Here is a 25,376-nt window from a genome sequence, read left to right as displayed (position 1 = left end):
TTTCAATTCAGGGAGAAAACGATGAACCGTGGTTTTTTGCTGAGCGTACTCGGGCTGTTTTGCCTGAGCGCGCAGGCCGGTCCGCAGATCAATGTCGGCACGGTCTACGACTATCTGGACGCCGATAAAAGCACCTACCTCAAGCGGGTGTTCAACAGCGGCGACGCCACGGCGTTCGTCAAGGTCAATGTGCTGGAAATCGTCTATGGCGACGATGGTGTGCCAAAGGAAATTCCCGTCGAAAGCGCTGCCGACGGTGCTTCGCGCAACGGTCTGATGGCCAGCCCGGCGCGGCTGATCGTCCCGGCCCAGGGCATGCAGGGCACGCGTCTGCTGTACATGGGCGCGCGCGATCGGGAACGTTATTTCCGCGTGCGCTTCGTTCCCGTGGTGCCGGAAAAGGAAGACGAATTCAGCGTCAGCGGCGAGGAGCGCGAAGACTATAAAAAAGCCTTGAAGGCCGGGGTCAACGTGATGACCGGTTTCGGCACGGTGTTTTTCGTGCGGCCCAAAGACGCCCGTTTCGCCACCGCCATCAATGAAACCGACACGCGCTTTGAGTTGCGCAACAACGGCAACACGGTGGTGATCGTCGATGAGTTCAAAAGCTGCTCGCAGGCAAAGGAAGGCGACTGCGGGGCGACGACCAAACACCATGTGCTGGCCGGCAAGACGTTCGCCTTCGATAAAGAAAAGGGGCGCGAGTACCGCTTCTTCCTGATCGAAGGCGCAGAGAAGAAAACCCTGAAAATCGCCAGTCGCTAGTGCGGTTTTCCATTGACGCATCGGGTATCCCACATGATCAAGCAATGCATCGTCGTCGCGCTGGTGGCCGCGACGATACTGACCGCCACCGCGGCCTGGGCCGCTCGCGAGGAGCACATCTTTGAAGTGTCGCTGACGGTTCCGGCCCGGCCGTTCTACATCATCCCGACGGAGCCGGGCTGGATTCATCTGCCGCAGTTGCTGGCCTGGGATTTCCCGACGTCGAGCCTGCGCGGCCTGCGCAGGAATTTCGATGTGCGCCATGACACCAGTGCCATTGAGGCGCGCCTCGGCAATTTGCCTTACCTGTCCAATGGTCGGCCGGGTGAAGAAATCGGGCTGCGGGTAACGTTCAACGACGTTGAGCTGAGTAACGAGGTTACGCCGCGGCAGGTACTGACGCGCGAAGAGGCCGCAGCCGGCGCACGCGTGGCGCTGGTGATCGAACCGCAAAGGCCGGTCGGGGGATACCGCGCCGGCGACTACAGCGGCAACGTGTTGCTGTTGTTCAACGCCCAGGCGCCGGACGTCAGATAACCGCCGTCCCGCGGATTTGCAAAGGCACAGAGACCCATGAAAATCGTCAAATGGCTGGTATTGCTGGCGTCGTTGAGCAGCCCTCAGGCGCAGGCGCTGAATCAGGAAATACGCGCCCTGTTCCAACCCGATCCTTCGAAACCGAACAAGAACGGCTTCGTCAACAAGACCCCGAACAGTGGTTACTGCGCGCAGTATCCGCAGCAATGTGCGACGCACTCGATATTCAGCATTGAATTGCCGGTTCGATTCACGTCCTCGCGCTTCGTGGCGCCCTTCGACTGGGCGCACGTAAAAGCCCCCGCCGAATGGCGGCGAGTGACGGTGACCAACCCCGAGACCCAGGAAGAGCAAACCCTCGAAGTGCGCATCAGCGGCATGGGCTCCACCTATGTACTGAGCCATCCGGCGGCCGATCTGGCGGGTGGCGGCAACGCGCTGGAAGGCCATCGCCGCCTGTGGAAAACCGGCGATTGGGTCAGCGGGATACCCGTGATGTGCCAATACAGTGGCGTCGGCGCCTATGGCGCGTCGCATTGGCGGTTTTTCTGGAAAACTCCTCTGCCGGCTTTTTGTACGAAGGAACCGGCGTTCATCATCCCGTCGATGTATTTCGACAAGCTGGACTTCGCCTACGAGCTGCGCACACCCGATCCATTGAAAATGTCCACAGGCCGTTACAGCGGCTCCATCAATTACAGCCTCGGCTACGGTGCCGATTTCGACATGGGTGTACTGTTCGAGCCGGACGAAACCAGTGTCACCCTGGATTTTGTCCTCGACGTACAGCACACCCTGAAAGTGGATATTCCACCCGGTGGCGACAAGATCGTGTTGGAGCCGCAGGGAGGGTGGCCCCGCTGGCTGGCCGGGGGACGCAAACCCGTGCGGGTTTTTCGCGATCAGGTCTTCCATATCTCCGCCTCGTCGCCGTTCAGCATGAAGCTGGAATGTGAATACGACATGGGCTTTGAAACAGGCTGCGGCATTACCAACCCCGACACCGGATACGCCGGGCTGGTCGGCGTGAGTGTCAGTCTGCCCAACAATTTCACTGACAGCGCCGGGCAAGCGGTCAGGCGCCAGCCGCTCAGTCTTCAGGCAACAGGGCCTTTCCAACCCGTTACCTATGCCGAACGCAAGCCCGGCACGCTGCATTTCGAAGTCGGTTCGAACCAGACCGGCTGGCTGATCGATAACGCCGGGGACAAACCCTACCGGGGCAACATCACGGTGATCTGGGATTCGGACGTTCGTTAGCTGGATTTTGCAAAGGGAAAAGACCCATGAAAACCGTGAAGTGGCTGGCACTGCTGATGGCGTTGAGCAGCCCTCAGGCGCAGGCGCTGAATCAGGAAATACGCGCCCTGTTTCAACCCGATCCCTCCAGACCGGACAAGAACGGGTTCGTCAACAAGACTCCGAACAGCGGTTACTGCGCGCAATACCCGGGGCAATGTGCAGCACAATCGATATTCAGCATTGAGTTGCCCGTTCGGTTCACCGCCACACGCGGCCTTTCGAATCTATACGACTGGACGTCCGTGAAGGCTCCCTCCGACTGGCGGCGAGTGACGGTGACCAACCCCGAGACGCAAGAGACTCAAACCCTCGAAGTGCGCATCAGTGGTATGGGTTCCACCTATGTGCTGCCCCGCAGAGTCACCACGATTGCCGGCGGCAGCAGCGCCCTTGAAGGCCATGGCCGCCTGTGGAAAGGCGGCGATTGGGCAAATGCAATACCTGCCCCTTGCCAGTACAGCGGAGCCGGCGCCTATGGTGATACGCATTGGCGTTTTTTCTGGAAAACCCCTCAGGCCGGTCATTGTTTCAAGGAGCCTGCCGTCTTCTTACCGGAGCCGTTTTATTTCGACAAACTGGACTTCGCCTATGAGCTGCGCACCCCCGACCCGTTGAAAATGTCGACGGGCCGCTACACCGGCTCCATCAACTACAGCCTCGGCTACGCCGGCGATTTCGACATGGGCAAGCTGTTGGAGCCGGACGTACGAGCCATCACCCTCGATTTTGTCCTCGACGTGCAGCACACCCTGAAAGTGGATATTCCCCCCGGTGGCGACAAGATCGTGCTGGAGCCGCAAGGAGGGTGGCAACGCTGGCTGGCCGGGGGAAGCAAGCCCGTGCGGATTTTTCGCGATCAGACCTTCCATATTTCCGCGTCGTCGGCGTTCAGCATGAAGCTGGAATGCGAACACGATATGGGCTTTGGCTCGGGCTGCGGCATTATCAACCCCGACACGAGATACGCCGGGCTGGTCGAGGTCAGTGTCAGCCTGCCGAACAACATAACTGACAGCGCCGGGCAACCGGTCAGGCGCAAGCCGCTCAGTGGCCAGGCAACAGGGCCTTTCCAACCCGTTTCCTATGCCGAAAACAAGCCCGGCACGCTGCATTTCGAAGTCGCTGCAACCCACCTCGACTGGCTGATCAACAATGCCGGAGACAGACCCTACCGCGGCAACATCACGGTGATCTGGGATTCGGAGGTGCGTTAGGCCGATCAACCCGGCCGGCCCTGCGCAAGGCTGGCCGGGTTGATTGCCAGACTGTCAGAGACCGGCTCTGGCCAGCGCTTCGCGGGTCAGGCGCCGGGCGAGTTCCTGGCGTTGATAACCCATGTCGGTCACCAGCTCGTCGTAACGTTCCTGGCGCATGGGCGCATCGTCGAACAGACCCGGTTCATTGGAAATGCCCAGTTGATCCGCCAGGGTCTGCATCCTGCGGGCCAGCACGTGCGCATTGGTCTGCTTGTTCGGGTTGGCCCATTCGGCCTTCGCCGTGCGCAGGTCTTCCAGCTGCTCCAGTCTGGCAGCGAAGGTCTGATTATTGAGTTCGAACTCCGCGGGATACGTCTTGCGCAGATGTTCTTCCCAGAAATTTTCCGAACGCAGATTGAGCATTGCGTTGACCAGACCATCACCTTTTTCAGCCTTGATGATCGTGGCGTAGGCGGCGTCGATTTTTTCCTCGGTGACGTTCGAGCGGCCTCGGTACAGCATGGTTTCGGTTTGCCAGGGCAACTGCAGTCGCGCAGCCAGGCCCGTCTCGAACGCGAGATGGACTTCGGCTTCATCCGGCGCCATGTTGTCGGCAGGGGCGGTTTCGTTGAGGGTCTTTTGAGACTCGTATTCAAATTTCGCTTCATCGGTGACCCGGTTCAGGCGTGACGCGCCACGGGCCAAGCGGACCAGCGTCTGCTCCAGCGCGGCAGGCGATGTCGAGTCGGTGTACGCCTTGGAAACCAGCACCTTCAGGCCCAGAGAGTTGAACAGCTGCGTGCCGAGATCGCCGCAGTCGTCCGCCGAGACGGCCTGTTTGAACATTTTCTCGCGCAGCCTGGAGTCCAGCGCCGTTGCATCGACCATGTCCCAGACACGTTGGGTCAGCCGTCGGCGACCTTCGTCCCACAAGTAATCGGCGCTTTCCCGCTGCTTGCGAATCACGCTGAAAAAACCTTCGGATTCGGGTTCGGCCATCAGGTCATGCCAGGATTCTTCCCGGTATTTGCTGAGCGATCGCGACGGCCCCAGATCAAGAACACTGTGGGGAAACAGTTGCCAGTAGCTGAGTTCGTCGCTGGCTGCCGGCAGATATTCCTGCACAAAAGTGAAACCTGTGGATTGACGGTACTGACCATAGCGCACCCGATCCTCATTGCTCAGGTACGACTGTTCGATGCGCGCGCGGCTCAGAATAAACGCCTGATCAGAACCCGGGGTGACCACAGGCAAGGTGTTTACGGTGGTTTCGCGCATATCCAGCATAAAGCTTCGCGGCCGCATTTTCGCGGTTCCACCGACCTCGAATAAACCTTTGGGCCAGCTCTGCAAACGCGTTTTGGCCAGATGCAGTTGTGTCAAATGATCCATGCGGCCGACGTCGGGCGGCACCTGCAAGTGGTTGCCGTCCAGATTGAGCGTGCGCAGGTCTTCCAGTGCGCCGAGGTCCTGGCTGGATTGCGCTGTCAATGTGATCTTGTTGTCGGCGAGATCGAGATCTTGCATTTTGCGCATCAGCCCCAGAATGGGCGGCAGTTCCTTGAGACCGCACTGGCGGGCGCTCAACTGACGCAGATTGGGGAAGTTGCTCAGCAGAGCGCTCGGATCTGGCGGGAGCATTGCTCTGTCGAGTTTCAGCGCCGTGATGCGGTCAAAGAATGGTTTCATTGCCGGACGTTGACGCAGGTCTTTCCACCAGCGCTCGAGATCGTAGCGTGACAGTTCGGTCGACAGGTCCAGCGTATAGCCTTGTTCAGGATGCACGCTGCGCTCGCCGAATATCTCGCTTTCGCGATCAAAGCATTCGATCAAGCGGCGCTCGATAAAGTCTCCGCCATTGCGCAGGTAATCCTGTGGCGAGTGAGGGTGCCCGGTTTCGGGATCACGGTCGACGACATAACTTTCGCGCCACTTGCGCAGTTCGTCGTGCAATTGCAAGCGCTCGTTTTCCAGCCGGGTGATGGCATCCACCGGCTCGCCCTTGCTCGCCAGCGCCTCGAGGAATGCAATGATCTCCCTTTTTTCCAGTCGCGGATAAAGACTCTGGAGCTTTTCCTCCGGTGTCGAACCACGCAAAAACCGTGGCCAGCCACGTACCAGAAGTTCGGTGTCACGCGGCGCCACCGGGCGAATCGGTGGTTCTGCCAAGGCGACGCGCCGCTCGGCGGGCGGGGCGCACGTTTCCATGATCCACAGCTTCAAGGCGCTGCCCTGGCCGCGACGATAACCAAGATTCGACAGGGCCTCGTCCGGCAACGCGCGCAGAATCGATTCGTAGAAGTCGGCGTCGGCATGCAGGCGATGGCCGTTGCCGTCGCGCACTTCATAACGGCCTGTTTCGTTGCGGATCAGACGCCGCACGGTGCGCGCGTCCGCCGGCCCGGCACTGCAACGCAGTGGCCCCTGCGGGGTGCCGTCGAGGACTTCGATGCGCAGGTCTGCGAAGCTGTCGCTGTGGATTTTCAAGGTGTTGAGCGCCAGGCGTTCGGTCTGCGCGCTTATTGGCTCATCCCGATAAAACCCCTCGTAGGCGCGGGTGGTCGATGCCTCGAAGTCCAGTTCGCGCGCGGTGGTTTTCAGTCGCAGGGGCAATCGTTGTTCATCATGGATTCTCTGCAACTCGGCGGGCCGGGCCTGGGCCACGACTTTTTCCGCCAGCGGCAGTGGCAGCTGTGCAAAGGACTGGCGGATCACCCGCAGTTCGCCGTTGCCGCCACGCTCGCCGGCCTGATAGACATGCCGGGCCACCTCGCTGCGGCGCAGATTGACCGCGTCGGCGAGCTGGTTGCGCAAGGCCGGCACTCGTTGCTCCGGGGGCACGGCGGGCCCGAGCAGGTTGTTGAATTCGTCGTCGCGCAGAAACCCCGCGACGCGCTCCGGCAACTGACCGGCGTTGAGGTCGGCAAGGCTGATGCGCAAGGTATCGGCCGGCAGGGCCAGCGGGTTGCCATATTTGCGCGAATAGCCAGTCAGATCCTGGCTGGCGAACACCTCCAGTGCGCGGGCCGGAGGCCAGCCCGGCAGGCTGGTCAGTATCGGCTCCAGCCACACCGACTCGGCTTCGATCGACTCGCCGTTGCGGATCCTCGCGCTAGCCTCGAGCACCTGTTCATGGGCACTGAAGCGCTTGATCGTATCGGCCAGCAGTGGCGGCGGCGGGCCGTTTTCGTTGTGCATCTGGCGCAGCTCGTGATGGTTGGTACCGCTGGTCACGCGGATTTGCTCCAGCTGCGTGGGCGAAAAACCTTCGACGCTGTGACCCAGGCGTGGCATCAGCCTGGCGTCTGGCCAGTCCGCCGGGCTCTCTGCTTCGTGCACCCAGGCACCGTGACCGTTATGTTCGACCCGTGGCTGGTAAGCATTGGGGCGGTGCGGGTGCTGGATCCGGTGGGTTTTACTGGCCGGGTCGGTCGAGGCCTTTTCGACCACATAGAGGTTGCCTTCGAGGGGCAGAACGTCGGCGCCGGCGTGTCGGTGCAGGCCATGACGGTCAGGTTTCGATTGCGCTGACAGCGTCAGGTCGTCGCGGGCGTAAGGGCTCAGGTCGCGATGCCACAGGCTCGGTTTACCGTTGGGCAGTTTGACCGGTTGCATGGCATCGACCAGCGGTGACAGTTTGACCTTGGCCAGCTCGCCGATCTGCGCGCCGGCGCCGACAGCGGCCAACTGGATGACGTCCGTCACCACGCTGATGACGTGTTCGGCCGCTTCCTGCCCCAGACCTTCGGCCAGATCGACGATGCCCTCGATGACGTCGGTGGTCAGTTGATAGGCGGTCCAGGCCATCATCAGTTCGCCCAGCCCCGGCACGAACGGGGTGGCGACCAGCAGCGCGACATTGAAGATGTCCGAGACGATTTTCTTGAAGTTGTCCCACCAGGCCCAGCGCGCCTTGCTGTCGGTGTCGGCGGTGGACACGGCGATTTCCCGGGCGTCATTGAGGATTTTATTGAGCTTTTGCTGGTAGGCGTGGCGCCAGTAATTGCCTTGCAGCGCCAGACGCTGCATGCGCAGTTTGGGATTGTCCACCGGGTCCTTGCGCCACGGCGGGCTTTGGTCGGTAGGGTCGGTGCGGGGGTGATAGCGCAGGGTGAACAGCTGTTGCTCCAGCTCGGCGAAGAAATGTCCGCGCTGCTGCTGGTCGACGAACTGGCTGAAAAACTGGCGGTAGGTCTGCCGGGTGGCGGCGCTGTATTTGTCTTCGCGCAACTGACGGGTCAGTTCTTCCTTGAAGCGCTTGAGCGAGTCGTACTCCTTGAGCGGATGCTCGGGATCCTGGGGCACGTAGGCGATCATCCGGGTAACCCCAGCACTGCCGCGAACCGCATAAACCAGCAGCAGGACACCGGTGAGCCGGGTGCCGAGGATCGACAGGTCGCAGCACCGCATGGCGCGGCCATTGAGCAATGGTGGCTGGATGTCCTGAGCCAGATCCATCAGCATTTTGAACGCGTCGTACTGGATGTCGTTTCTGATCAACGCCATGTGCGCGGCAGCACCGAGGGCATCTTTCTGGCTTTGCGTGACGCGGGTTTGCAGTACGGCTTCGGCCACGGGTTCGCCGGGCAGCAGAATACTTTCCAGGTGTTTTTTGTAGCGCGCGCCGATGTCCAGTTCCCGGCACAGGGTCTGAAATGCGGGAATCGACATGCTTTGCTTGATCGGCAGGATGTCGAACAGACCGCGCGCGTCCGGTTTGTTGATGTATTGCGAGCCGCTTTCTACGGTTTCGTCCTGGGCGAAGTTGTGCAGGGCGGCGTCCAGCAGGGACACTGTCCGGCTGGCGCTCCCCTTGACGATATCGAAGAAGGCGTACCAGGGCGTGTCCTGGGGCGCATACAGGCGCAGCCAGGTGGCTTTGACGTCGAGGTCGAGGCCGTGGCGCTGTTTGATTTCGGCCTTGAGCAAGGCTTCGGCGAAAGCGTACAGGTCAGTCTTTTCCAGCAGGTGGTCAATCGTGTTCTGCGAAGTCCAGGCCTTGAGGTTGGCGGCGGCGAGCTTGTCCGGCCAGACGCTGGCCTTGGTTGAATACCACGGCTCGATCTTCAGGGGGACGGCTGCCAGAGCCTGGATCCGGCTGACGGTGGTGGTTTTGAAAGCGGCGCTGACAGTCGACTCGATGAATCCGTAGTGCCGCCCTTTGTCCGCGTTTTCGGCAGGCTGAGGTGCGAGAGACATGGCAATCATCCTTGATTGTTTGAGGAATGATCAGCCTACCGCCGCAAGGGCAAAACAAAAGTTCAAAGTTCAGGAGGCAAACCGCGCTGCGGCGCACCAATGGGCCCAAAAATCGAATTCGAAAAATACAGGAGTACCGCCCGCAGCGACAAAAAAGCGCCACCCTGAAACAGAGCAGGGCGACACGCTTTGTTACCTCGCAGCATAAGCCACGTGATCGCCTCCGGGCACGGTGGGTGCTGCTGGCGTCCGACATTGCGAGTCACTGCCCGGCTGCAAATAGGGCGTCAGAATCGGCGCCATGCCCTTGAGCACCTGCGTGGGCAGGGCCGAGGTGAATTTGAAATTCTCCGCCGAGCGCCCCGGCACGAACGCGGTCAGCGTGCCGAAATGATGATCGCCGATGTAGAACACGAAAGTCGCGGTACGGTTGATCGACTTCGAACTGATGATCCTCCCGCCCGAGCCGATGGCCGCGATGCGGTTGTCGCCGGTGCCGGTTTTGCCACCCATGGCCAGCGGCGTGCCGTCGGGCAATTTGAAACTGCCGGACACACGTTTTGCCGTACCGGCATCGACCACTTGCGACAGCGCCTCACGCATGGCTCTGGCGACTTCCACGGGCATTACCCGCTTGCCGACGTGCGGGTCGTTGACCAGCTTCGTTTCGTAAGGCGTACCGGCAGCAAAATGCAGGCTGTCGATGCGCAGCGTCGGCATGCGCACACCGTCATTGAGAATGGTGCCGATCAGCTCGGCGAGCGCGGCGGGGCGGTCGCCGGAACTGCCGATGGCGGTGGCCAGCGACGGCACCAGATGGTCGAACGGGTAGCCGACCTGCTGCCAGCGCTGGTGAATATCGAGGAAGGCTTCGATCTCGAGCATGGTGCGGATACGACTGTCGCGGGCGCCTTTGTGCCGGCTCTTGAACAGCCAGCTATAGACTTCCTGGCGCTCGAAATGGCTGGCCTTGACGATCTCGCTGAAGGTCGCTTCCGGGTGATGCAGCAGGTAGCCCATCATCCACAGATCGAGCGGATGCACCTTGGCGATGAAGCCTTGATCGGGCAGATCGTAACTGCCGGGGCCATAGGCATCGTAGAGCCGGATCAACCGGTCATCGGTGAGTTTTTCCGTGACTTTGGCGCCCTTGAGGTGCGCGCGGACAAAGCTGTTGAAGTCTTCCTGGCTGGCGTCGGGCAGCAGATAGCGGTGCACCGCGGCCATGCGGATCGGCGTCGGGCGGATGCTGTCGAGAAAGGTTTCAAGCCGCGCCTGGGTGTCCTTGTTCTTGTACTTCTTCCAGAACTTGAGCAGGAACGACGTGCCCTCGCGGTCGGCGAAACTGGCGAGGTATTCCTGCCGGCGCGGGTCACGGTCGTCCTTGAGCAGTTCGGCGCTGCTGTTGGGGCCGGAATAGGTGACGTAGCGCACCACGTCGCGCATCAGGCGAATGAACGGCAGGTTGATCGACTCGCGCAACGAGTCGCGCAGGGTCGGCAGGCGCCCGTTGTCCTCTTTGCGAAAGTTATGGAAGGTGTGCAAACCGCCGCCGGTGAAAAACGCTTCGCCGGGGCTCGCCGAATATTTGCGATCCAGCGCGGCGGCGAGCAGCTTCGACAGGTCGTGATCCTTGTTCTGGATCAGGTAGTCGATAACCCACTGGCTGAGGCGATCCTGATCCGGCACGTCGACCTTTTTCAGTTCCGCCACGCCCATGGCGCCGTACTTGTCGTGCAGTTCGGCGATGATTTGCAGGTAGGTGGTCAGCACGCGCATCTTCGCCGTCGACCCCAATTCCAGTTTGCTGCCTTCGTTGATGTCGAAGGGCTGGTCGGTGCTGTCGGTCTGCACGCGCACCCGGGAGCCGTCCGGGGTCAGCTCGAACAGGGTGAAGCTGTAGCGCACTTGCGTGGTGCTGGTGGGTGTCAGCAGGCGTTCGCCGAGCAAACCGATTTCGGCGGCGTAGGCCGGGTCGGCGAGTTTTTTCAGGTAAGCGGTGGCCTGGTTTTGCAGATCGCCCTGCAGGGTGCTGGTGGCCGACAAATCGAGGCGATCGAGGTCGTACAGCGGACGGTTGAGCATGCTCGCCAGACGGCTGCGGGCGACGCTGATGCCTTTGTTGGTTTCGATCGGCTGCATGGTCGGCTGGGTCTGCCAGTCGCGGTACGACGCGGTGCTCGCCAGGGCTGCGTCGGCCAATGCGCTGTCGATCACGCCGTTCTGCCTGAGCAGGCGCAGGTGGCTGTCGGTCAGGCTGGCCAATTCCTCGCGGCCCTTGGTCAGGTAATACGAAGGCCGGCGCTGAGCGATCATCAGCGAAAGCATTTCCCGCAGGGCCAGGCCTTTGGCAGCCATGGTCTGCGGATCGGTCGCCGGACTGTTGAGTTGCTCGTTGGCCTTGTTGAAATCACTGCCGTACCAGACCCGCAAGCCTTCGGCCATGCCGTGCACTTCGCCGTGGCCAGGCACCGCCGAGAGCGGCACGCTGTTGAGGTAGTCACGCACGATGTTCTGGCGCGCGCCGAGGGTCTGCGGGCCATCCTGATAGGCGCGCACGCTGGCGGAAATCATCTGCCGAATCTTCTCCGCGCCGGACACGGTCAGGCCATCCGGTGAATGCCGGTACTTTTCCAGTTGGGTCGCCAGGGTACTGCCGCCGGCCGATTGCCCCGGCAAGCGCAGCAACTTTGCCACCTGCGACCAGGCGGCCATGCCGAAGCGCGGCCAGTCCACCGCCGGGTTGGCCAGCGGCTGCCTGGGGTCGAGCAGAAAACGGTTTTCGATGAACAACAGGCTGCTGACCACAACCGGCGGAATTGCCGCGAAGTCTGCGTACAGTTGCTGCGGATAGTTGTAGCGATACAGCGGCGCGCCTCGGCAATCGGTGATCGACAGCCCGGCCTGAATCTTTTCCGAATACGGCACGAACAGGCCTTTGTCGGTGTAACCGAGCAGGGCAGGGGAGAAGCGCGTCTGCTCGGTAATCACATAATTGCGCTTGAGCAGGCGCGGAAGAAATTCGTCGAGCGAGCTGTAACCCAGGCGCAGATCGAACGGCCCGTTGCCCGGATAGCGAATCGCTTCGCTGGGGCCGGGTTCGAGCTTGTAGGTCAACGAGGCGGCGTACTGGCTCAGTTCGCGGGCCTGGAAGCGCGAGGTGCGCATTTCCTTTGACGCAGCGAGACCCACCACCACCGCGATGATCACAAACAACAACCAGAAAGCCTTCCACCCGTGCCGGTTGCGGCGGGGTTTTTCAGGGACAGGCGCTTCATCCACACGTTCAGTCGGAACCACGGTTTTACTCGAATCGGTTTGCCACAAAACGCCCATAGTCGACTGATCCATTCACGCAGATTGATCGGACTTGTCTGAAGCTTAGACGGTGGACAGGAAGGGTGGAGGAAATGTGCGTCTGCAGCAGGCCCAAGCCCATGCGACCACGGTCTTGCTGATACACCGCAAGAGGCAGGTTTTACGACTGCTGCGCAGCCGAGCGGGAGCAAGCTCCCTCGCCACGGGGTGTTGCGCAGCTTTGGAGTGAACACGCAGGGCAGCGATGGCTGAAGTTGGCCATTACAGTGGGCGCACCCCACTTCTGTGGCGAGGGAGCTTGCTCCCGCTGGACTGCGCAGCAGGCCCAACCCCAGGCAAGCCCGGTCTTGCTGATACACCGCAAGAGGCAGGTTTTACGACTGCTGCGCAGCCGAGCGGGAGCAAGCTCCCTCGCCACAGGGTGTTGCGCAGCTTTGGAGTGAACACGCAGGGCAGCGATGGCTGAAGTTGGCCCTGACAGTGGGCGCGCCCCACTTCTGTGGCGAGGGAGCTTGCTCCCGCTGGACTGCGCAGCAGGCCCAGGCCCAGGCAAGCACGGTCTTGCTGATAGACCGCGAGAGGCAGGTTTTACGACTGCTGCGCAGCCGAGCGGGAGCAAGCTCCCTCGCCACAGGGTGTTGCGCAGCTTTAGAGTGAACACGCGGGGCAGCGATGACTGAGGTTGGCCCTGACAGTGGGCGCGCCGCACTTCTGTGGTGAGGTGTTGCGCAGCTTTGGAGTGAGCACGCAGGGCAGCGATGGCTGAAATTGCCCTGACAGTGAGTGCGCACCACTTCTGTGGCGAGGGAGCTTGCTCCCGCTGGACTGCGCAGCAGGCCCAACCCCAGGCAAGCCCGGTCTTGCTGATACACCGCAAGAGGCCGGTTTTACGACTGCTGCGCAGCCGAGCGGGAGCAAGCTCCCTCGCCACAGGGTGTTGCGCAGCTTTGGAGTGAGCACGCAGGGCAGCGATGGCTGAAGTTGGCCCTGACAGTGGGCGCGCACCACTTCTGTGGCGAGGGAGCTTGCTCCCGCTGGACTGCGCAGCAGGCCCATGCCCTTGCGACCACGGTCTTGCTGATACACCGCAAGAGGCAGGTTTTACGACTGCTGCGCAGCCGAGCGGGAGCAAGCTCCCTCGCCACAGGGTGTTGCGCAGCTTTGGAGTGAACACGCAGGGCAGCGATGGCTGAAGTTGGCCTGACAGTGAGTGCGCCCCACTTCTGTGGCGAGGGAGCTTGCTCCCGCTGGACTGCGCAGCAGGCCCAACCCCATGCGACCACGGTCTCGCTGATACACCGCAAGAGCCGGTTTTGCGACTGCTGCGCAGCCGAGCGGGAGCAAGCTCCCTCGCCACAGGGTGTTGCGCAGTTTTAGAGCCAACAGGCATCCCACAGCGGGTAGTTGCCGACTTTCGTTACCAGGCCTGCACGCAGAGGGTTGGCAATGATATAGCGTGCATAGGGTCGCAGGTCTTCATTGTCGCGGATCGCGTGGTCGTGGTATCCGGTTTGCCAGAAGGCACCGGTCCGGTTCAATGCTCGATTGATTGTCAGCGTGCTGCGGGACTTGATGGTTTGCATCAATCGCTCCAGCGAAGAGTTTTCGAGTTGCACCAGCCAGTGGAGGTGATCCGGCATTACCACCCACGCGATCGACTTGACCCATTGCTGGTCATGGGGTCGCTTGAGTTCTGCTACCAGCAGACGACCGATTCGCCAATCCACGAAGATCGGGCGGCGTTGGTAGACGACTGCCGTGATCAGATAAGCGCGCCCTGGTTCCGAGCACCGCCCGCGTCGAAGTCGATGCGAATACAAGCATTTGCGCATTCCGTTGCGTCCTGGTGATTCATTCCTTATTTACGCTAGCTGTCGAGTGACCGAGTTGGGTCTGAGAAGGCTGTCAGACGCTTCTGCTTAATGTGCGGGCAAGTTCTGTGACGAGGCAATGCGCAGCTTAGAGCCGGAGGGCAGGATTAATGGTGGTGTAGCCATGTAAGGGGGCCACAACCAGCGGCGCCGATCGCTCGGGCGCGACATGACGCTGCACCATAGCTGTGCAATACTCGTCGGCTTTTTCAGTGGCGAAAATTCCTACGAAGGGTAGGTGAAGCCTCTTCGCAAACCGGACTCATGCCGAGAGTTGTCGCTGAATATTGTGACCTATTGAGTGAAAAATCCTGTCCGGAGCTTTTTATACTGCACGCCCCGCTGATCTTGCAGGTCTGCCCGCAAGACGCGTCCGCCCACGAAGCGAACGCGGTTTCCTGCCCAGCCAAGGCCTATCGGCCGACGCTTCGAAACTCGGCGGTCATATCCAATAACAAGACGAGGTTGTACCCCTATGCCAGTCGGCAATCCTCTGCCCAACGGCGACACCGCTTCGGGCGGTCCGCTCAAACGCGAACTCGGCGAACGGCATATCCGCCTGATGGCGCTCGGTGCCTGTATCGGCGTCGGTCTGTTCCTGGGTTCGGCCAAGGCCATCGAAATGGCCGGCCCGGCGATCATGCTCTCCTATATCCTCGGTGGTCTGGCGATCCTGGTGATCATGCGCGCCCTCGGTGAAATGGCCGTGCATAACCCGGTGGCCGGTTCGTTCAGCCGCTACGCGCAAGATTATCTCGGGCCGTTGGCCGGTTTTCTCACGGGCTGGAATTACTGGTTTTTGTGGCTGGTGACCTGCGTCGCCGAAATCACCGCCGTGGCGGTGTACATGGGCATCTGGTTCCCTGACGTACCGCGCTGGATCTGGGCGCTGGCCGCTCTGGTCAGCATGGGCTCGATCAACCTGATCGCGGTGAAGGCGTTTGGCGAATTCGAGTTCTGGTTCGCCCTGATCAAGATCGTCACCATCATCGCGATGGTCATTGGCGGCGTCGGCATCATCGCGTTCGGTTTCGGCAATGACGGCGTGGCGCTGGGCATTTCCAACCTGTGGGCCCACGGCGGCTTCATGCCCAACGGCGTGACCGGTGTGCTGATGTCGCTACAAATGGTCATGTTCGCCTACCTCGGCGTCGAGATGATCGGCCTGACCGCCGGTGAAGCGAAGAACCCGCAGAAGACCATTCCCGATGCGATCGGCTCGGTGTTCTGGCGGATTCTGCTGTTCTACGTCGGCGCGCTGTTCGTGATTCTGTCGATCTACCCGTGGAACGAAATCGGCACCCAGGGCAGTCCGTTCGTGATGACCTTTGAGCGTCTGGGCATCAAGACTGCCGCGGGCATCATCAATTTCGTGGTGATCACCGCCGCGCTGTCGTCGTGCAACGGCGGGATCTTCAGCACCGGGCGCATGCTCTACAGCCTGGCGCAAAACGGCCAGGCCCCGGCCGGTTTCGCCAGGACCTCAACCAACGGCGTGCCACGCCGTGCGTTGCTGCTGTCGATTGCGGCGTTGTTGCTGGGGGTACTGCTCAACTATCTGGTGCCGGAAAAAGTCTTCGTCTGGGTCACCTCGATCGCCACCTTCGGCGCGATCTGGACCTGGGTGATGATCCTCCTGGCGCAACTGAAATTCCGCAAAGGCCTGAGCGCCAGCGAACGTGCCGGCCTCAAGTACAAAATGTGGCTGTACCCTGTCAGCTCGTACTGCGCACTGGCGTTTCTGGTGCTGGTGGTCGGGCTGATGGCGTACTTCCCGGACACCCGTGTGGCGCTGTATGTGGGACCGGCGTTTCTGCTGCTGTTGACGGTGTTGTTCTACGTGTTCAAGTTGCAACCGAGCCAGGTGTCGCAAGACCCGGTGCGTTCGGTTTCGTAAGTTCCAGTCGCTGAAAAAACAAAGCCCCGATCGCAGGATCGGGGCTTTGTTTTTGGCGCGTGCCACAGATCGTCTCGCAAGCCAGAACCACCTGTCTTTGCTCCGGCAGGGTGATGACCGCTCGTCGGAAGTAGCCCTGCACCTGTAATTTCTGACTGTGCACTGCCGCCGAACTGACCCAGGCCTCCAGCAATTTCGCGACTTTCTGCATTGCGGCAGCGTTTTCGTTTTACATGAATACGCTCTACACCTTCGACAGCCGCAGATCGGTGCTTGGTTATGTGTTGTTGCTTGGAGTGATGGGCGCGATGGGTGTTGCCATCGGCGACATTGCCTATGCGCGTGGTCTGCCGGGGATGCTGACGGTGGGGGTGTATACGCTGTTGAATCTGCTGTGTGGGTACTGCTTTTTCATTTTTGTGCTGTTGCGCGGGAGAGCGCCATGACCGCTCTTTCAACGTGCTGCGATGGAAGTTTTAGACGCGCTGGACCTTGGCCGGCACCACCAGGGCGTTCGGCTCAAGTTGCAGCCAAATAATCTGTCGCACAGTGCCGAGCGTTCGATGCCATCACCGAAAATCGCTGTCTGCAGCAGTGTCTACATCGTTTTGATCATGTAGAAGTTGTTGCAGGAAGCGATTTTTTTTGTTGTAAGCAGTCATTGAAAAAAGCTCGCTTGTTATCTCGGGAAATATTTGTGGAGTATGTGTCCGGGTGCGATGAGTTGATTCTTGTAGTTGTTTTGTCATGGGCGACAGTGGTTAGCGTCAGGAACGTATAATGTCCGGTGCCATTCTCTAAGTAACAGTTTTTATAGTTATTCGTTGAGTTGTTGTCTGTCGGCGTCGTCAAGCTACATTGGAAATACTTCTCCGGTTTATGGTTTTTTAAGTTTCATTATCTACTTTGGATTCCATTTAATCCCGTCAAGGAAGAATAAAATGTCTGAATCCAATGTGGACGTAGTTGCTGATGTATCGATATCCGAGAATGAACAGCTGGAGAACATCACCACCCTTCTGGAGGTCGAGAAAGTTGCTCCCCACCCGTTTGCTGATTTTGCCGGAGCATTGTCCTGGCCAATTCCATTGACGGTTGCGCAGCAAAAAGAAGTCTTGAGCGCCACCCGTGTTTATCTGGACAGCCTCGATCTTATTTCCACACCTGGTGCCGGCGTACTGGACTATCTGGATGCTGAAGAGCCGCTTTCAAACGAGGCACTGATGCATCCGCCGTCGGCATTGGCCAGCCTTGTCGCCAGTCCTCGCGGGCAGGCTCTTGGGCTGGCGATCCAGAATCGCTTGAACGGCATCGCGACGGATGTCAGCGTCAGGGAATACGCGTTGGCTGGCATCCATTTGAGCCTGCATCCGGGAGATATCGATCAACCGTCACGTAGCAAAGTTGCCGGTTTCGACCTGACCGGGGAGCAACTTTGGGGCAAACCTGCTTTGGCGGTTTTTGACAATCTGGCTGATGACCTGATCAAGAAACATCTGAGTAGCCGCAGACTTGCCGGATTGACAGCAGCCCTGTTGCTGGTTCGCAAGGCGCCTGAATTTCTCATCGAGAAGTTGCCCGACAATCTGAAATACGGCACCACGGCCTGGTTCAACCTGACAGTCGCGGCGCGAACGATTGAGGCTCAGACACCCGGCAGAGTTGCGTACATGACGTTTGCCCAAGTCATGGCGAGCGCCGATAACGCTGCACTGATCGACTCGCAAATTGCGCCTCAAATTCATGCCGCCGCGCTATTGGATTGGGGTGTGGTCAACGGTGTATTGCAAAGGAATGACAACGAACAATACACCCGCAAAGAGTTGGAGCAGGTCAGGATACAGTTCAACCAACAACTGACCGACCGCCTCAATACTTCAATACTGTTGAACAGCGAACTTCCGAGCCGCAAGGCCATTGCGCTGGAAAGGCTCAGGACAACATTCAAGGGCGATATTCCTTTTGAAGAGCGGCTTCTGCAACAACCCGCAGTGGTCGCTGTTGAAGGCATCGGCTTGTCCCCGACACTCAACGGCCGATATTCGCTGCTCGACATCGTCATGATGGAAGGGGCTAAGCAGTATCGATGGACGACCCGCGATCCGCGCTTGCTGCCGCTGCTTGGGAAGATCAATGCGCCGCTGGAACTCGGCGTGGTCGACGCCTTCCAGACTCAATTCAACAATGCCCTGAGCAACCTCAAGCAAGGTGCGCGGCTGCTGGTTAAACACCTGATAGCCGAGTTGCCGCTGCAAGACAGAAAAAATCTCGAATACGGACGCGTTTCTTTTTACCAATACAAAACCTATCGGCTGGATCTGGGCTTTTTCGGCAAAAGCCTGAAGTCCACTCAAGGTACCTTGAGAGTGAAGGCAGAACTGGGCGGGGAATCGAAGCTTTATGAAATCGATCTGAAGCGAGGCGTTATCCGTACCAGGACCTACGATCCAGCGGAGGCCAGCGAGCGTACTGATGCATTCGTTCCGAGCCTTCAGCACACCATTGAGCCTTTCAGGCTGGCTGACGAGGCGAAAACCAGAAAGCTTTCGTCACCAGGCGCACGTACCGCTCTGGTGCCCGCCAGTTACTCAAGCGAGAGGACTGAGCTGATTGCCGACGCTCTTGTTGAACATCTTGATCTGGACAGCAATGCCATTCTCCAGGCAGCCAAGGGCCAGACGACGCAAGATCGGGAAAACGCGGCGGTGCAGAAGTTCATCGATTTTCTGGTCGATCTGGTTCCGTTCAAGTCGGCGATCACCAACTTCATCAACGGCAACTATCTAGACGGTGCAGTGGATCTGTTTTTTGATTTGTTGGGCTTCGTTACCGCGGGTGCGTCGACTGCGGCGAGGCTGACGCAGGTTGTCGGCAAAAGTGCTTCGGCGCTCAGCCGGGGTCTCAAGGCGGCGAGGATCATCGGGGCTTTCGTTATCGGTGAACTCAATCCGCTCAGTGGCCTGCCAGCGCTGCTGGCAGGTGGCGGCAAGCTGATAGTAAAAGGATTAGGATTCGTTGGTCACCGTGGCCTGCAACAGCTCAACAAATTGCGCGGCGCGACAGATGGCTACCAGTTGCTGCAAACGATAAGTGAAAAGCACGGGCCCACATTGGTAGGCACGTTCAGGACGGGTGATCACGCTATCGTCGGTGTGGGGGCGTTGAAAAATGATGTCTGGTATCCCTACAACCTCGATACCGGCAAGTTGTATGGCCCACCAAGGAATTTCGAGCCTCGAGGTGTCAGTTGGGGGGGAACCTTGGGGGCCGACGCCAACTCCCGCCTGTACGTCAACTTTCACAACAATATCGAGTATGCACGACACCCGAAGCACCTTTCCGACTTCGAACTAGGTTACCGGCAGGGCCGGGTGCTCGATATCAGTGGCTATCAACCGCAAATGAAGTTTGATGACTTGATTGATCTCGCATCGCAGCCAGGACTCATGCCGGCAGAAATAGGAGCCCTTACAAAGGAGCTGAAATCAAGAATGGTTCATGACGCTAATTACACTTGCGCTCTGCTGCGCCAAGATGTTCAAGGTGTGAATGTCAAGGTGATCTCCTATTCCCAAGGGCATTATCTGGCGCACGTCAACCTGGTGTCCAAAGGCGAATGCGCAGGGCTCGCAAACGCCATGGCGCTGGCCGTTCTCAATGGAAACGAAGAGAGATTGCTGAGAAACATGACCAGGGCGGCCAAGATGCCCGCCAGCCCTGACGCCGCGCGATTCATTGGCGATCTGCGGTCGTTCCACGACACGGTGAATAAAAAACACACGTTTCATATGCGCGCGGCTGAGAAAAAATGGATGCAGATGAAATTATTGAAGCATTGGAAACGTCTTCGGAGACGAACATTCTCAGAGTGACTTCCAAAGATCATGCAATGCTTGCAGGGATAAGAGTCAAGAACGGCAACCCGGAGTGGTTTTTTTACGACCCTAATTCCGGATTAGCGAAATTTGCCACCCCGGAAGCCATGAAAAAGGGCTTGCATAACACCCTGGAAAACGGAGCGCTGAGCGCCACGTTCAATTCTTACGGACGCAAACGCGGTGGCCGTGATTTCAACGTCAGCAAGTTCGACCCCGCTGATGTTGACGGTGGCTCCTTCAGCCGCAACCGCGTTGAAAAGCTGTCATCGGTCGAGTTGCCTGATCCGGACGAACTGATCGCGGTCCAGGTCGTCAGGTAATCGGCGCAAGCCAGCAAGCCAGCAAGCCAGCAAGCCAGCAAGGCAGTCAAGCGTCAGTCCGCCATGCAGACTGACGCCGTTAGCGTCAAGCGGCCGCTACCTCCTGCGGCTCAAAACTATCCGCCCGCGCCATCTGCCACATCCGCGAATAGAACTCGCCGTTGACCTCGCCATTGAGCAGTTCCCCCGGTTTCAGGAACACATGCAACTGCGAAAACAGTTTGATCTCGGTCGCCGACATGCGCCGCACCAGATGTTTGGCCGACAGCTGCGACGGGTGATCGAGCCCCGCCGCAGCGAGCATTTCCGCCAGCGCTTTCAACGTGCTGCGATGGAAGTTGTAGACGCGCTGGGCCTTGTCCGGCACCACCAGGGCGCGTTGGCGCAGGGCGTCCTGAGTGGCGACGCCGGTCGGGCATTTATTGGTGTGGCAGCTTTGCGACTGGATGCAGCCGATGGCGAACATGAAGCCGCGCGCGGAGTTGGCCCAGTCGGCGCCGATGGCCAGCACGCTGGCAATGTCGAAGGCGCTGACGATCTTGCCGCTGGCGCCGAGTCTGATCTTGTCGCGCACGTTCAGGCCGACCAGGGTGTTGTGCACGAACAGCAGGCCTTCGCGCATTGGTACGCCGATGTGGTCGGTGAATTCCACAGGCGCCGCGCCGGTGCCGCCTTCCTTGCCGTCGACCACGATGAAGTCGGGCAGGATGCCGGTTTCCAGCATGGCTTTGGCAATGCCCATGAACTCCCACGGATGGCCGAGGCAGAACTTGAAACCCACCGGTTTGCCGCCGGACAGTTCACGCAGTTGCTGGATGAACTGCATCATTTCGATCGGTGTGGAAAACGCGCTGTGGCGCGACGGCGAGACGCAGTCCTCGCCCATCAGAATGCCGCGGGTTTCGGCGATTTCCCTGGTGACCTTGTGTTTGGGCAGGATGCCGCCGTGGCCGGGTTTGGCGCCCTGGCTCATCTTGATTTCGATCATCCGCACTTGCGGGTTTTGCGCCTGAACAGCGAAGCGCTCCGGGTCGAACCGGCCATCGCTGGTGCGGCAACCGAAATAGCCGCTGCCCAGCTCCCAGGTCAGGTCGCCGCCGTGTTCGCGGTGATAGGGGCTGATGCTGCCTTCGCCGGTGTCGTGGGCGAAGTTGCCGAGTTTCGCGCCCTGGTTCAAGGCGCGGATGGCGTTGGCGCTGAGCGAGCCGAAGCTCATTGCCGAGATATTGAAGATCGACGCCGAGTAAGGCTGTGTGCATTGCGGTCCGCCGACGGTGACGCGGAAACTGTTCGGATCGCTTAACGGCGCCGGGCGCATTGAGTGGCCGATGAATTCGAAACCCGACTGGTAAACGTCGATCAGCGTGCCGAACGGTTTGTCGGCGGTCTCGTTTTTCGCCCGCGAATACACCAGCGAACGCTGGGCGCGGGAGAAGGGCAGAGCATCGCTGTCGGATTCCAGCAAATACTGGCGGATCTCCGGGCGGATGCCTTCGACCAGATAACGGATGTTGCCCAGGATCGGGTAATTGCGGCGCACCGCGTGGCGCGTCTGCATCAGGTCGAAGACCCCGAGCAGGCTCAGCACTGCGGTAACGGCGCTGATCGGCCACAGCCAGTCATGTTCGAGGAAGGGCAGGCTGGCGAGGGTGAACATCACACAGACGGCAAAGAAGGCGTAGCGGCTCAGCAGTGACAGGCTCATACGGGTTCCCTGGTTCGGACTTGAAATTCAAAAGATCGCAGCCTTCGGCAGCTCCTGCAGGTCGGTGCATGACTCGCCCTTGTAGGAGCTGCCGAAGGCTGCGATCTTTTCAGGCGTTCTGCGCCTGCAGAAAAATCGAAAACAGCTCGGACTGGGATTTGATCCCCAGCTTGCTGTACATGTGCTTCTTATGGACTTTCACGGTTTCCACGGAGATTTCCAGCTTACGGGCGATTTCTTTGCTCGAGCAACCGCTGAGCATCAAACGCCCGACATCCAGTTCGCGCGCGGTCAATTGCGCGCCCTTGAGTTGTTGCACCGACGCTTCCAGTTGCACTCGCCAGTCTGCCTGCGCAGGCGCGGCGGCGAGAGCCACGGTTTCGTTGATCTCATAGGGCAGACGCTGGCGCAACAACCCGAGTACCCACGGTTGAATCAAAGACAGCAAAGCAATCTGTTCACCAGTGAAAGGTTTTTCACTGCCCAGCGACAGGCACAGCGTGCGCTCGCCTTCGAGCTGACAATTGAACTGGATTTCGTCAGCGACCACATTCAGACGAAAGTATCGCTGGTAGTACTCGGTCAGTTCGAAGTGCTCCGGCGCGACTTCCGAGAGACGATACAGCCCGGTGCGCGATTGCTCGCGGCAGGCGATGTAGAACGGGTCGAGCAGGTAGAGACCGCGCAGATAATCCTGAAACAACGGGTCCGAGCTGCCGTCCTCGCCGGGGCACTCGGCGAAGACCTGCGGGCGCTGATCGGTGCTGAACAGCAGCACCACCCAACTATCGAACGCTACGTACTGCTCAAGCAGACGCACCAGTTGGGCCCAGAAATTCGGCTTGTCGAGCGCGTCGATCAGTTGCCCGACGGCGCGGTGCCAAGTGATGTCATTCAACGAAAGTGTCATCGATCTACCCCTATCGGGTTACCCCGGCCGCGTGATTCCCTGGTCGGTTGCTTGCTGCGCATACTGGCCCACAGACAGTCACCGGGCAATCTTTCAAGGCCCGGCGCACCCAACAAGGAATGCCCATGAAAGTCGAACTCGCCCAACTGGCGGGCCGTGACCACGACACGGCTTACAACCTGGAACGCGCACTGGCGGCGATTGCAGCCTGCGCAGCCGATACGCAACTGATCGTCTTCCCGGAAACCCACCTGATGGGCTTCCCCAACGCCGAAACCGTGGCGCAGATCGCCGAACCGCTCGACGGTCCGTCCATCAGCGCCGTGCTGGCGGCGGCGCGTGAGCGCGACATCGCCGTGGTCATCGGCATGGCCGAGAACGACGACGGGCGCTTCTACAACACGACGTTGCTGATCACCCCTGAAGGCATTGCCCTGAAATATCGCAAGACCCATCTGTGGGCCTCGGATCGCGGTGTGTTCGAAGCGGGCGACCGCTACGCCACGTGTGAGTGGAACGGCGTGCGCGTCGGCCTGTTGATTTGTTATGACATCGAGTTCCCGGAATCGGCCCGTGCCCTGGCGCAACTGGGCGCCGAGCTGCTGATCGTCACCAACGGCAACATGGACCCGTACGGCCCGACCCACCGCACCGCGATCATGGCCCGGGCCCAGGAAAACCAGGCGTTTGCCTTGATGGTCAACCGCGTAGAGGCGGGGGACGACGGTCTGGTGTTTGCCGGTGGCAGTGCGCTGGTCGATCCGCTGGGGACGCTGCTGTTCGAGGCCGGACGCGAAGAAGGGCAGTTCAGTGTCGAGCTGGATGTCCGGCAGTTGGCGGTGGCGCGCAAGGATTACCGCTATCTGGATGATCAGCGGTTGAAGTTGCCGGGGGCGGTGGTGGAGCACGCTTCTGGCTTACGCGAGCTGCTGATTCCTGCCCGGTGATCCGAATGCTGTGCCGCTGGGGCTGACGCCTTCGCGAGCAGGCTCGCTCCCACAGGGATTTGAGACGTGCACGGACATTGTGGGAGCGAGCCTGCTCGCGAAGAGGCCGCTCAAACAACATAAAAACAACAAGCAATAACCGAAATTTTCGCCGACCCCGGCTCTGCCATAAATCCAATAACATTCGGAGTAAGTCGCCCATGGCTCGTTTGCAACGCACCCTTTCATTAGGGTCGGTGGTGCTGTTCGGCATCGCCTACATGACGCCGATCATTGTCCTCGGCACCTTCGGCATCCTCGCCCAATCCACTGCCGGCATGGTGCCCGCGGCCTATCTGGCGGCACTGGTGGCGATGTTCTTCACGGCGATGAGCTATGGCCGCATGGCCGCGGCGTTCCCTTTCGCCGGTTCCGCCTACAGTTACGTGCGCAAAGCGATCAGTCCGAAACTTGGTTTTATCGCCGGTTGGGCGGTGCTGCTCGATTATCTGTTTCTGCCCATGGCGATCTGGCTGATCGGCGCGGCCTATCTGGCCTCGGCGTTCCCGTCGATCCCGCAGTGGATCTGGGTGCTGGCATTTATCGGCATCACCAGTGCGATCAACATCATCGGCCTGAAACTGGCCAACGGCATCAACGCCTTGTTGATGCTGGTTCAGTTCCTCGTGCTGATCGCCTTCGTCGCGCTGTGCGTGCACTACATCGGTGGCGATGCGAATACGCCGTTGTGGTCGGTCAAACCGTTCTTCAACGGCGACATGCAAATGCCGCTGATCATGAGCGGTGCAGCGATTGCCTGTTACTCGTTCCTCGGCTTCGACGCGGTCAGCACTTTGACCGAAGAAACCCGCGATCCACGCCGCACCATCCCGCGGGCGATCATGTTGATCACCTTGGTCGGCGGGCTGATCTTCGTCGGCGTTTCCTACTTCGTGCAGATCGCGCACCCGTCGTTTCAATTCGAGAGTGTCGATTCGGCGGCTTACGAGATTGCGCGCAACATCGGCGGTGATCTGTTTGTATCGATCTTTCTGATCGGTCTGATTGTCGGTCAGTTCGCCTCGGGGCTGTCGGCGCAGGCCAGCGGCTCGCGACTGCTGTTTGCCATGGGCCGCGACGGTGTGTTGCCGAAATCCTTCTTTGGCACTTTGCACGCGCGCTTCGGCACACCGGTCAACAGCATCCTGCTTTGCGCCGTGGTGGCGTTGCTGGCGCTGAAACTCGACGTGACCACCTCGACTTCATTTATCAACTTCGGCGCGTTCCTGGCGTTCAGCCTGGTCAATCTGTCGGTGATCTTCCATTACTGGATCGGTGGCGAAAAAAAGGGCCTGCGCGAGTTGGTGCTGTTTCTGATCTTCCCGCTCATCGGGCTGGTGGCTGATGTGTGGCTGATGGTCAGCCTTGATCATCTGGCGGTGTATCTGGGCCTGAGCTGGCTGGCGATTGGCGTGGTGTATCTGGCGGTGCTGACGGGGGGCTTGCGGCGCCAGCCGCCGGAGATGGATTTTCAGGAACCCGCCTGAAACGG

The 25,376-nt window shown here is 59.8% G+C and carries 16 protein-coding genes; 11 read left to right on the top strand and 5 right to left on the bottom strand.

Features of this window, described 5'->3' with window-relative positions:
* Positions 1-21: 21 nt before the first annotated feature.
* From VNV36_RS09915 to VNV36_RS09900, 4 genes are read left to right on the top strand one after another with little or no spacing between them, the layout of a single operon-like run.
* Entirely contained in the window at positions 22-765 is a 744-nt protein-coding gene (locus tag VNV36_RS09915) for a molecular chaperone (protein ID WP_325717608.1), read from the top strand.
* A 33-nt stretch (positions 766-798) separates the two neighbouring features.
* Positions 799-1,302: a CS1 type fimbrial major subunit gene (locus tag VNV36_RS09910; RefSeq protein WP_325717607.1), complete on the top strand. Its 504-nt coding sequence runs from the start codon at positions 799-801 to the stop codon at positions 1,300-1,302.
* A gap of 36 nt (positions 1,303-1,338) precedes the next feature.
* Complete coding sequence (locus VNV36_RS09905) at positions 1,339-2,562, top strand: hypothetical protein (RefSeq protein WP_325717606.1); 1,224 nt, start codon at positions 1,339-1,341, stop codon at positions 2,560-2,562.
* A gap of 26 nt (positions 2,563-2,588) precedes the next feature.
* Positions 2,589-3,818 carry a hypothetical protein gene (locus VNV36_RS09900; RefSeq protein ID WP_325717605.1) on the top strand — a complete coding sequence of 410 codons (1,230 nt, stop codon included), beginning with the start codon at positions 2,589-2,591 and terminating at the stop codon, positions 3,816-3,818.
* Between the two features lie 54 nt (positions 3,819-3,872).
* On the opposite strand, the gene VNV36_RS09895 is transcribed toward VNV36_RS09900, so the two are convergent.
* Positions 3,873-8,999: a dermonecrotic toxin domain-containing protein gene (locus tag VNV36_RS09895; RefSeq protein WP_325717604.1), complete on the bottom strand. Its 5,127-nt coding sequence runs from the start codon at positions 8,997-8,999 to the stop codon at positions 3,873-3,875.
* Here VNV36_RS09895 and VNV36_RS09890 point away from each other — a divergent pair.
* On the top strand, positions 8,998-9,207 hold the full coding sequence (locus VNV36_RS09890) for a hypothetical protein (RefSeq protein ID WP_325717603.1): 210 nt from the start codon (positions 8,998-9,000) through the stop codon (positions 9,205-9,207). The genes VNV36_RS09895 and VNV36_RS09890 overlap by 2 nt on opposite strands.
* Here VNV36_RS09890 and VNV36_RS09885 read toward each other — a convergent pair.
* Together VNV36_RS09885 and VNV36_RS09880 are read right to left on the bottom strand one after the other, a co-directional pair.
* A complete protein-coding gene (locus tag VNV36_RS09885) occupies positions 9,192-12,335 on the bottom strand; it encodes a transglycosylase domain-containing protein (RefSeq protein ID WP_325717602.1) in 3,144 nt (1,047 codons plus the stop codon). The two genes, VNV36_RS09890 and VNV36_RS09885, sit on opposite strands and share 16 nt — an antisense overlap.
* Positions 12,336-13,690: 1,355 nt before the next feature.
* Positions 13,691-14,149, bottom strand: coding sequence for an REP-associated tyrosine transposase (locus tag VNV36_RS09880; protein ID WP_325717601.1), 459 nt, complete (start codon positions 14,147-14,149; stop codon positions 13,691-13,693).
* 514 nt (positions 14,150-14,663) lie between these two features.
* Between VNV36_RS09880 and VNV36_RS09875 the strand changes: the two genes are divergently transcribed.
* From VNV36_RS09875 to VNV36_RS09860, 4 genes are all read left to right on the top strand, one after another.
* Complete coding sequence (locus tag VNV36_RS09875) at positions 14,664-16,085, top strand: amino acid permease (protein WP_325717600.1); 1,422 nt, start codon at positions 14,664-14,666, stop codon at positions 16,083-16,085.
* Positions 16,086-16,318: 233 nt separating this feature from the next.
* A complete protein-coding gene (locus tag VNV36_RS09870; RefSeq protein WP_325717599.1) occupies positions 16,319-16,531 on the top strand; it encodes a hypothetical protein in 213 nt (70 codons plus the stop codon).
* A gap of 495 nt (positions 16,532-17,026) precedes the next feature.
* A complete protein-coding gene (locus VNV36_RS09865) occupies positions 17,027-19,957 on the top strand; it encodes a hypothetical protein (protein ID WP_325717598.1) in 2,931 nt (976 codons plus the stop codon).
* Complete coding sequence (locus tag VNV36_RS09860; protein WP_325717597.1) at positions 19,894-20,283, top strand: Mcf1 protease effector domain-containing protein; 390 nt, start codon at positions 19,894-19,896, stop codon at positions 20,281-20,283. Before VNV36_RS09865 ends, VNV36_RS09860 begins: the two co-directional genes overlap by 64 nt.
* Positions 20,284-20,368: 85 nt before the next feature.
* Here VNV36_RS09860 and VNV36_RS09855 read toward each other — a convergent pair whose 3' ends face one another.
* Positions 20,369-21,988, bottom strand: coding sequence for an FMN-binding glutamate synthase family protein (locus tag VNV36_RS09855; protein WP_325717596.1), 1,620 nt, complete (start codon positions 21,986-21,988; stop codon positions 20,369-20,371).
* A 109-nt stretch (positions 21,989-22,097) separates the two neighbouring features.
* Complete coding sequence (locus VNV36_RS09850) at positions 22,098-22,898, bottom strand: helix-turn-helix transcriptional regulator (protein ID WP_325717595.1); 801 nt, start codon at positions 22,896-22,898, stop codon at positions 22,098-22,100.
* 125 nt (positions 22,899-23,023) lie between these two features.
* Here VNV36_RS09850 and VNV36_RS09845 point away from each other — a divergent pair, with 125 nt between their 5' ends.
* Positions 23,024-23,845 carry a carbon-nitrogen hydrolase family protein gene (locus VNV36_RS09845; RefSeq protein ID WP_325717594.1) on the top strand — a complete coding sequence of 274 codons (822 nt, stop codon included), beginning with the start codon at positions 23,024-23,026 and terminating at the stop codon, positions 23,843-23,845.
* A 200-nt stretch (positions 23,846-24,045) separates the two neighbouring features.
* The gene (locus tag VNV36_RS09840; RefSeq protein ID WP_325717593.1) at positions 24,046-25,371 is read left to right on the top strand and encodes an APC family permease; all 1,326 of its coding nucleotides are present in this window, start codon (positions 24,046-24,048) and stop codon (positions 25,369-25,371) included.
* Positions 25,372-25,376: the final 5 nt, after the last annotated feature.

The sequence above is a fragment of the Pseudomonas sp. genome (genome assembly GCF_035554175.1).
Lineage (GTDB): Bacteria > Pseudomonadota > Gammaproteobacteria > Pseudomonadales > Pseudomonadaceae > Aquipseudomonas.
Note: the sequence above shows the minus strand (reverse complement) of the source record. Positions and strands in the feature narration are given on the sequence as shown.

Bases quoted from the DNA above. Each gene is read 5' to 3' on its own strand.
- VNV36_RS09910 (WP_325717607.1), top strand. From the start codon at position 799: ATGATCAAGCAATGCATCGTCGTCGCGCTGGTGGCCGCGACGATACTG.
- VNV36_RS09915 (WP_325717608.1), top strand. From the start codon at position 22: ATGAACCGTGGTTTTTTGCTGAGCGTACTCGGGCTGTTTTGCCTGAGC.
- VNV36_RS09850 (WP_325717595.1), bottom strand. From the start codon at position 22,898: ATGACACTTTCGTTGAATGACATCACTTGGCACCGCGCCGTCGGGCAA.
- VNV36_RS09865 (WP_325717598.1), top strand. From the start codon at position 17,027: ATGTCTGAATCCAATGTGGACGTAGTTGCTGATGTATCGATATCCGAG.
- VNV36_RS09890 (WP_325717603.1), top strand. From the start codon at position 8,998: ATGGCAATCATCCTTGATTGTTTGAGGAATGATCAGCCTACCGCCGCA.
- VNV36_RS09870 (WP_325717599.1), top strand. From the start codon at position 16,319: ATGAATACGCTCTACACCTTCGACAGCCGCAGATCGGTGCTTGGTTAT.
- VNV36_RS09875 (WP_325717600.1), top strand. From the start codon at position 14,664: ATGCCAGTCGGCAATCCTCTGCCCAACGGCGACACCGCTTCGGGCGGT.
- VNV36_RS09860 (WP_325717597.1), top strand. From the start codon at position 19,894: ATGGATGCAGATGAAATTATTGAAGCATTGGAAACGTCTTCGGAGACG.
- VNV36_RS09895 (WP_325717604.1), bottom strand. From the start codon at position 8,999: ATGTCTCTCGCACCTCAGCCTGCCGAAAACGCGGACAAAGGGCGGCAC.
- VNV36_RS09905 (WP_325717606.1), top strand. From the start codon at position 1,339: ATGAAAATCGTCAAATGGCTGGTATTGCTGGCGTCGTTGAGCAGCCCT.
- VNV36_RS09880 (WP_325717601.1), bottom strand. From the start codon at position 14,149: ATGCGCAAATGCTTGTATTCGCATCGACTTCGACGCGGGCGGTGCTCG.
- VNV36_RS09885 (WP_325717602.1), bottom strand. From the start codon at position 12,335: ATGGGCGTTTTGTGGCAAACCGATTCGAGTAAAACCGTGGTTCCGACT.
- VNV36_RS09855 (WP_325717596.1), bottom strand. From the start codon at position 21,988: ATGAGCCTGTCACTGCTGAGCCGCTACGCCTTCTTTGCCGTCTGTGTG.
- VNV36_RS09845 (WP_325717594.1), top strand. From the start codon at position 23,024: ATGAAAGTCGAACTCGCCCAACTGGCGGGCCGTGACCACGACACGGCT.
- VNV36_RS09900 (WP_325717605.1), top strand. From the start codon at position 2,589: ATGAAAACCGTGAAGTGGCTGGCACTGCTGATGGCGTTGAGCAGCCCT.
- VNV36_RS09840 (WP_325717593.1), top strand. From the start codon at position 24,046: ATGGCTCGTTTGCAACGCACCCTTTCATTAGGGTCGGTGGTGCTGTTC.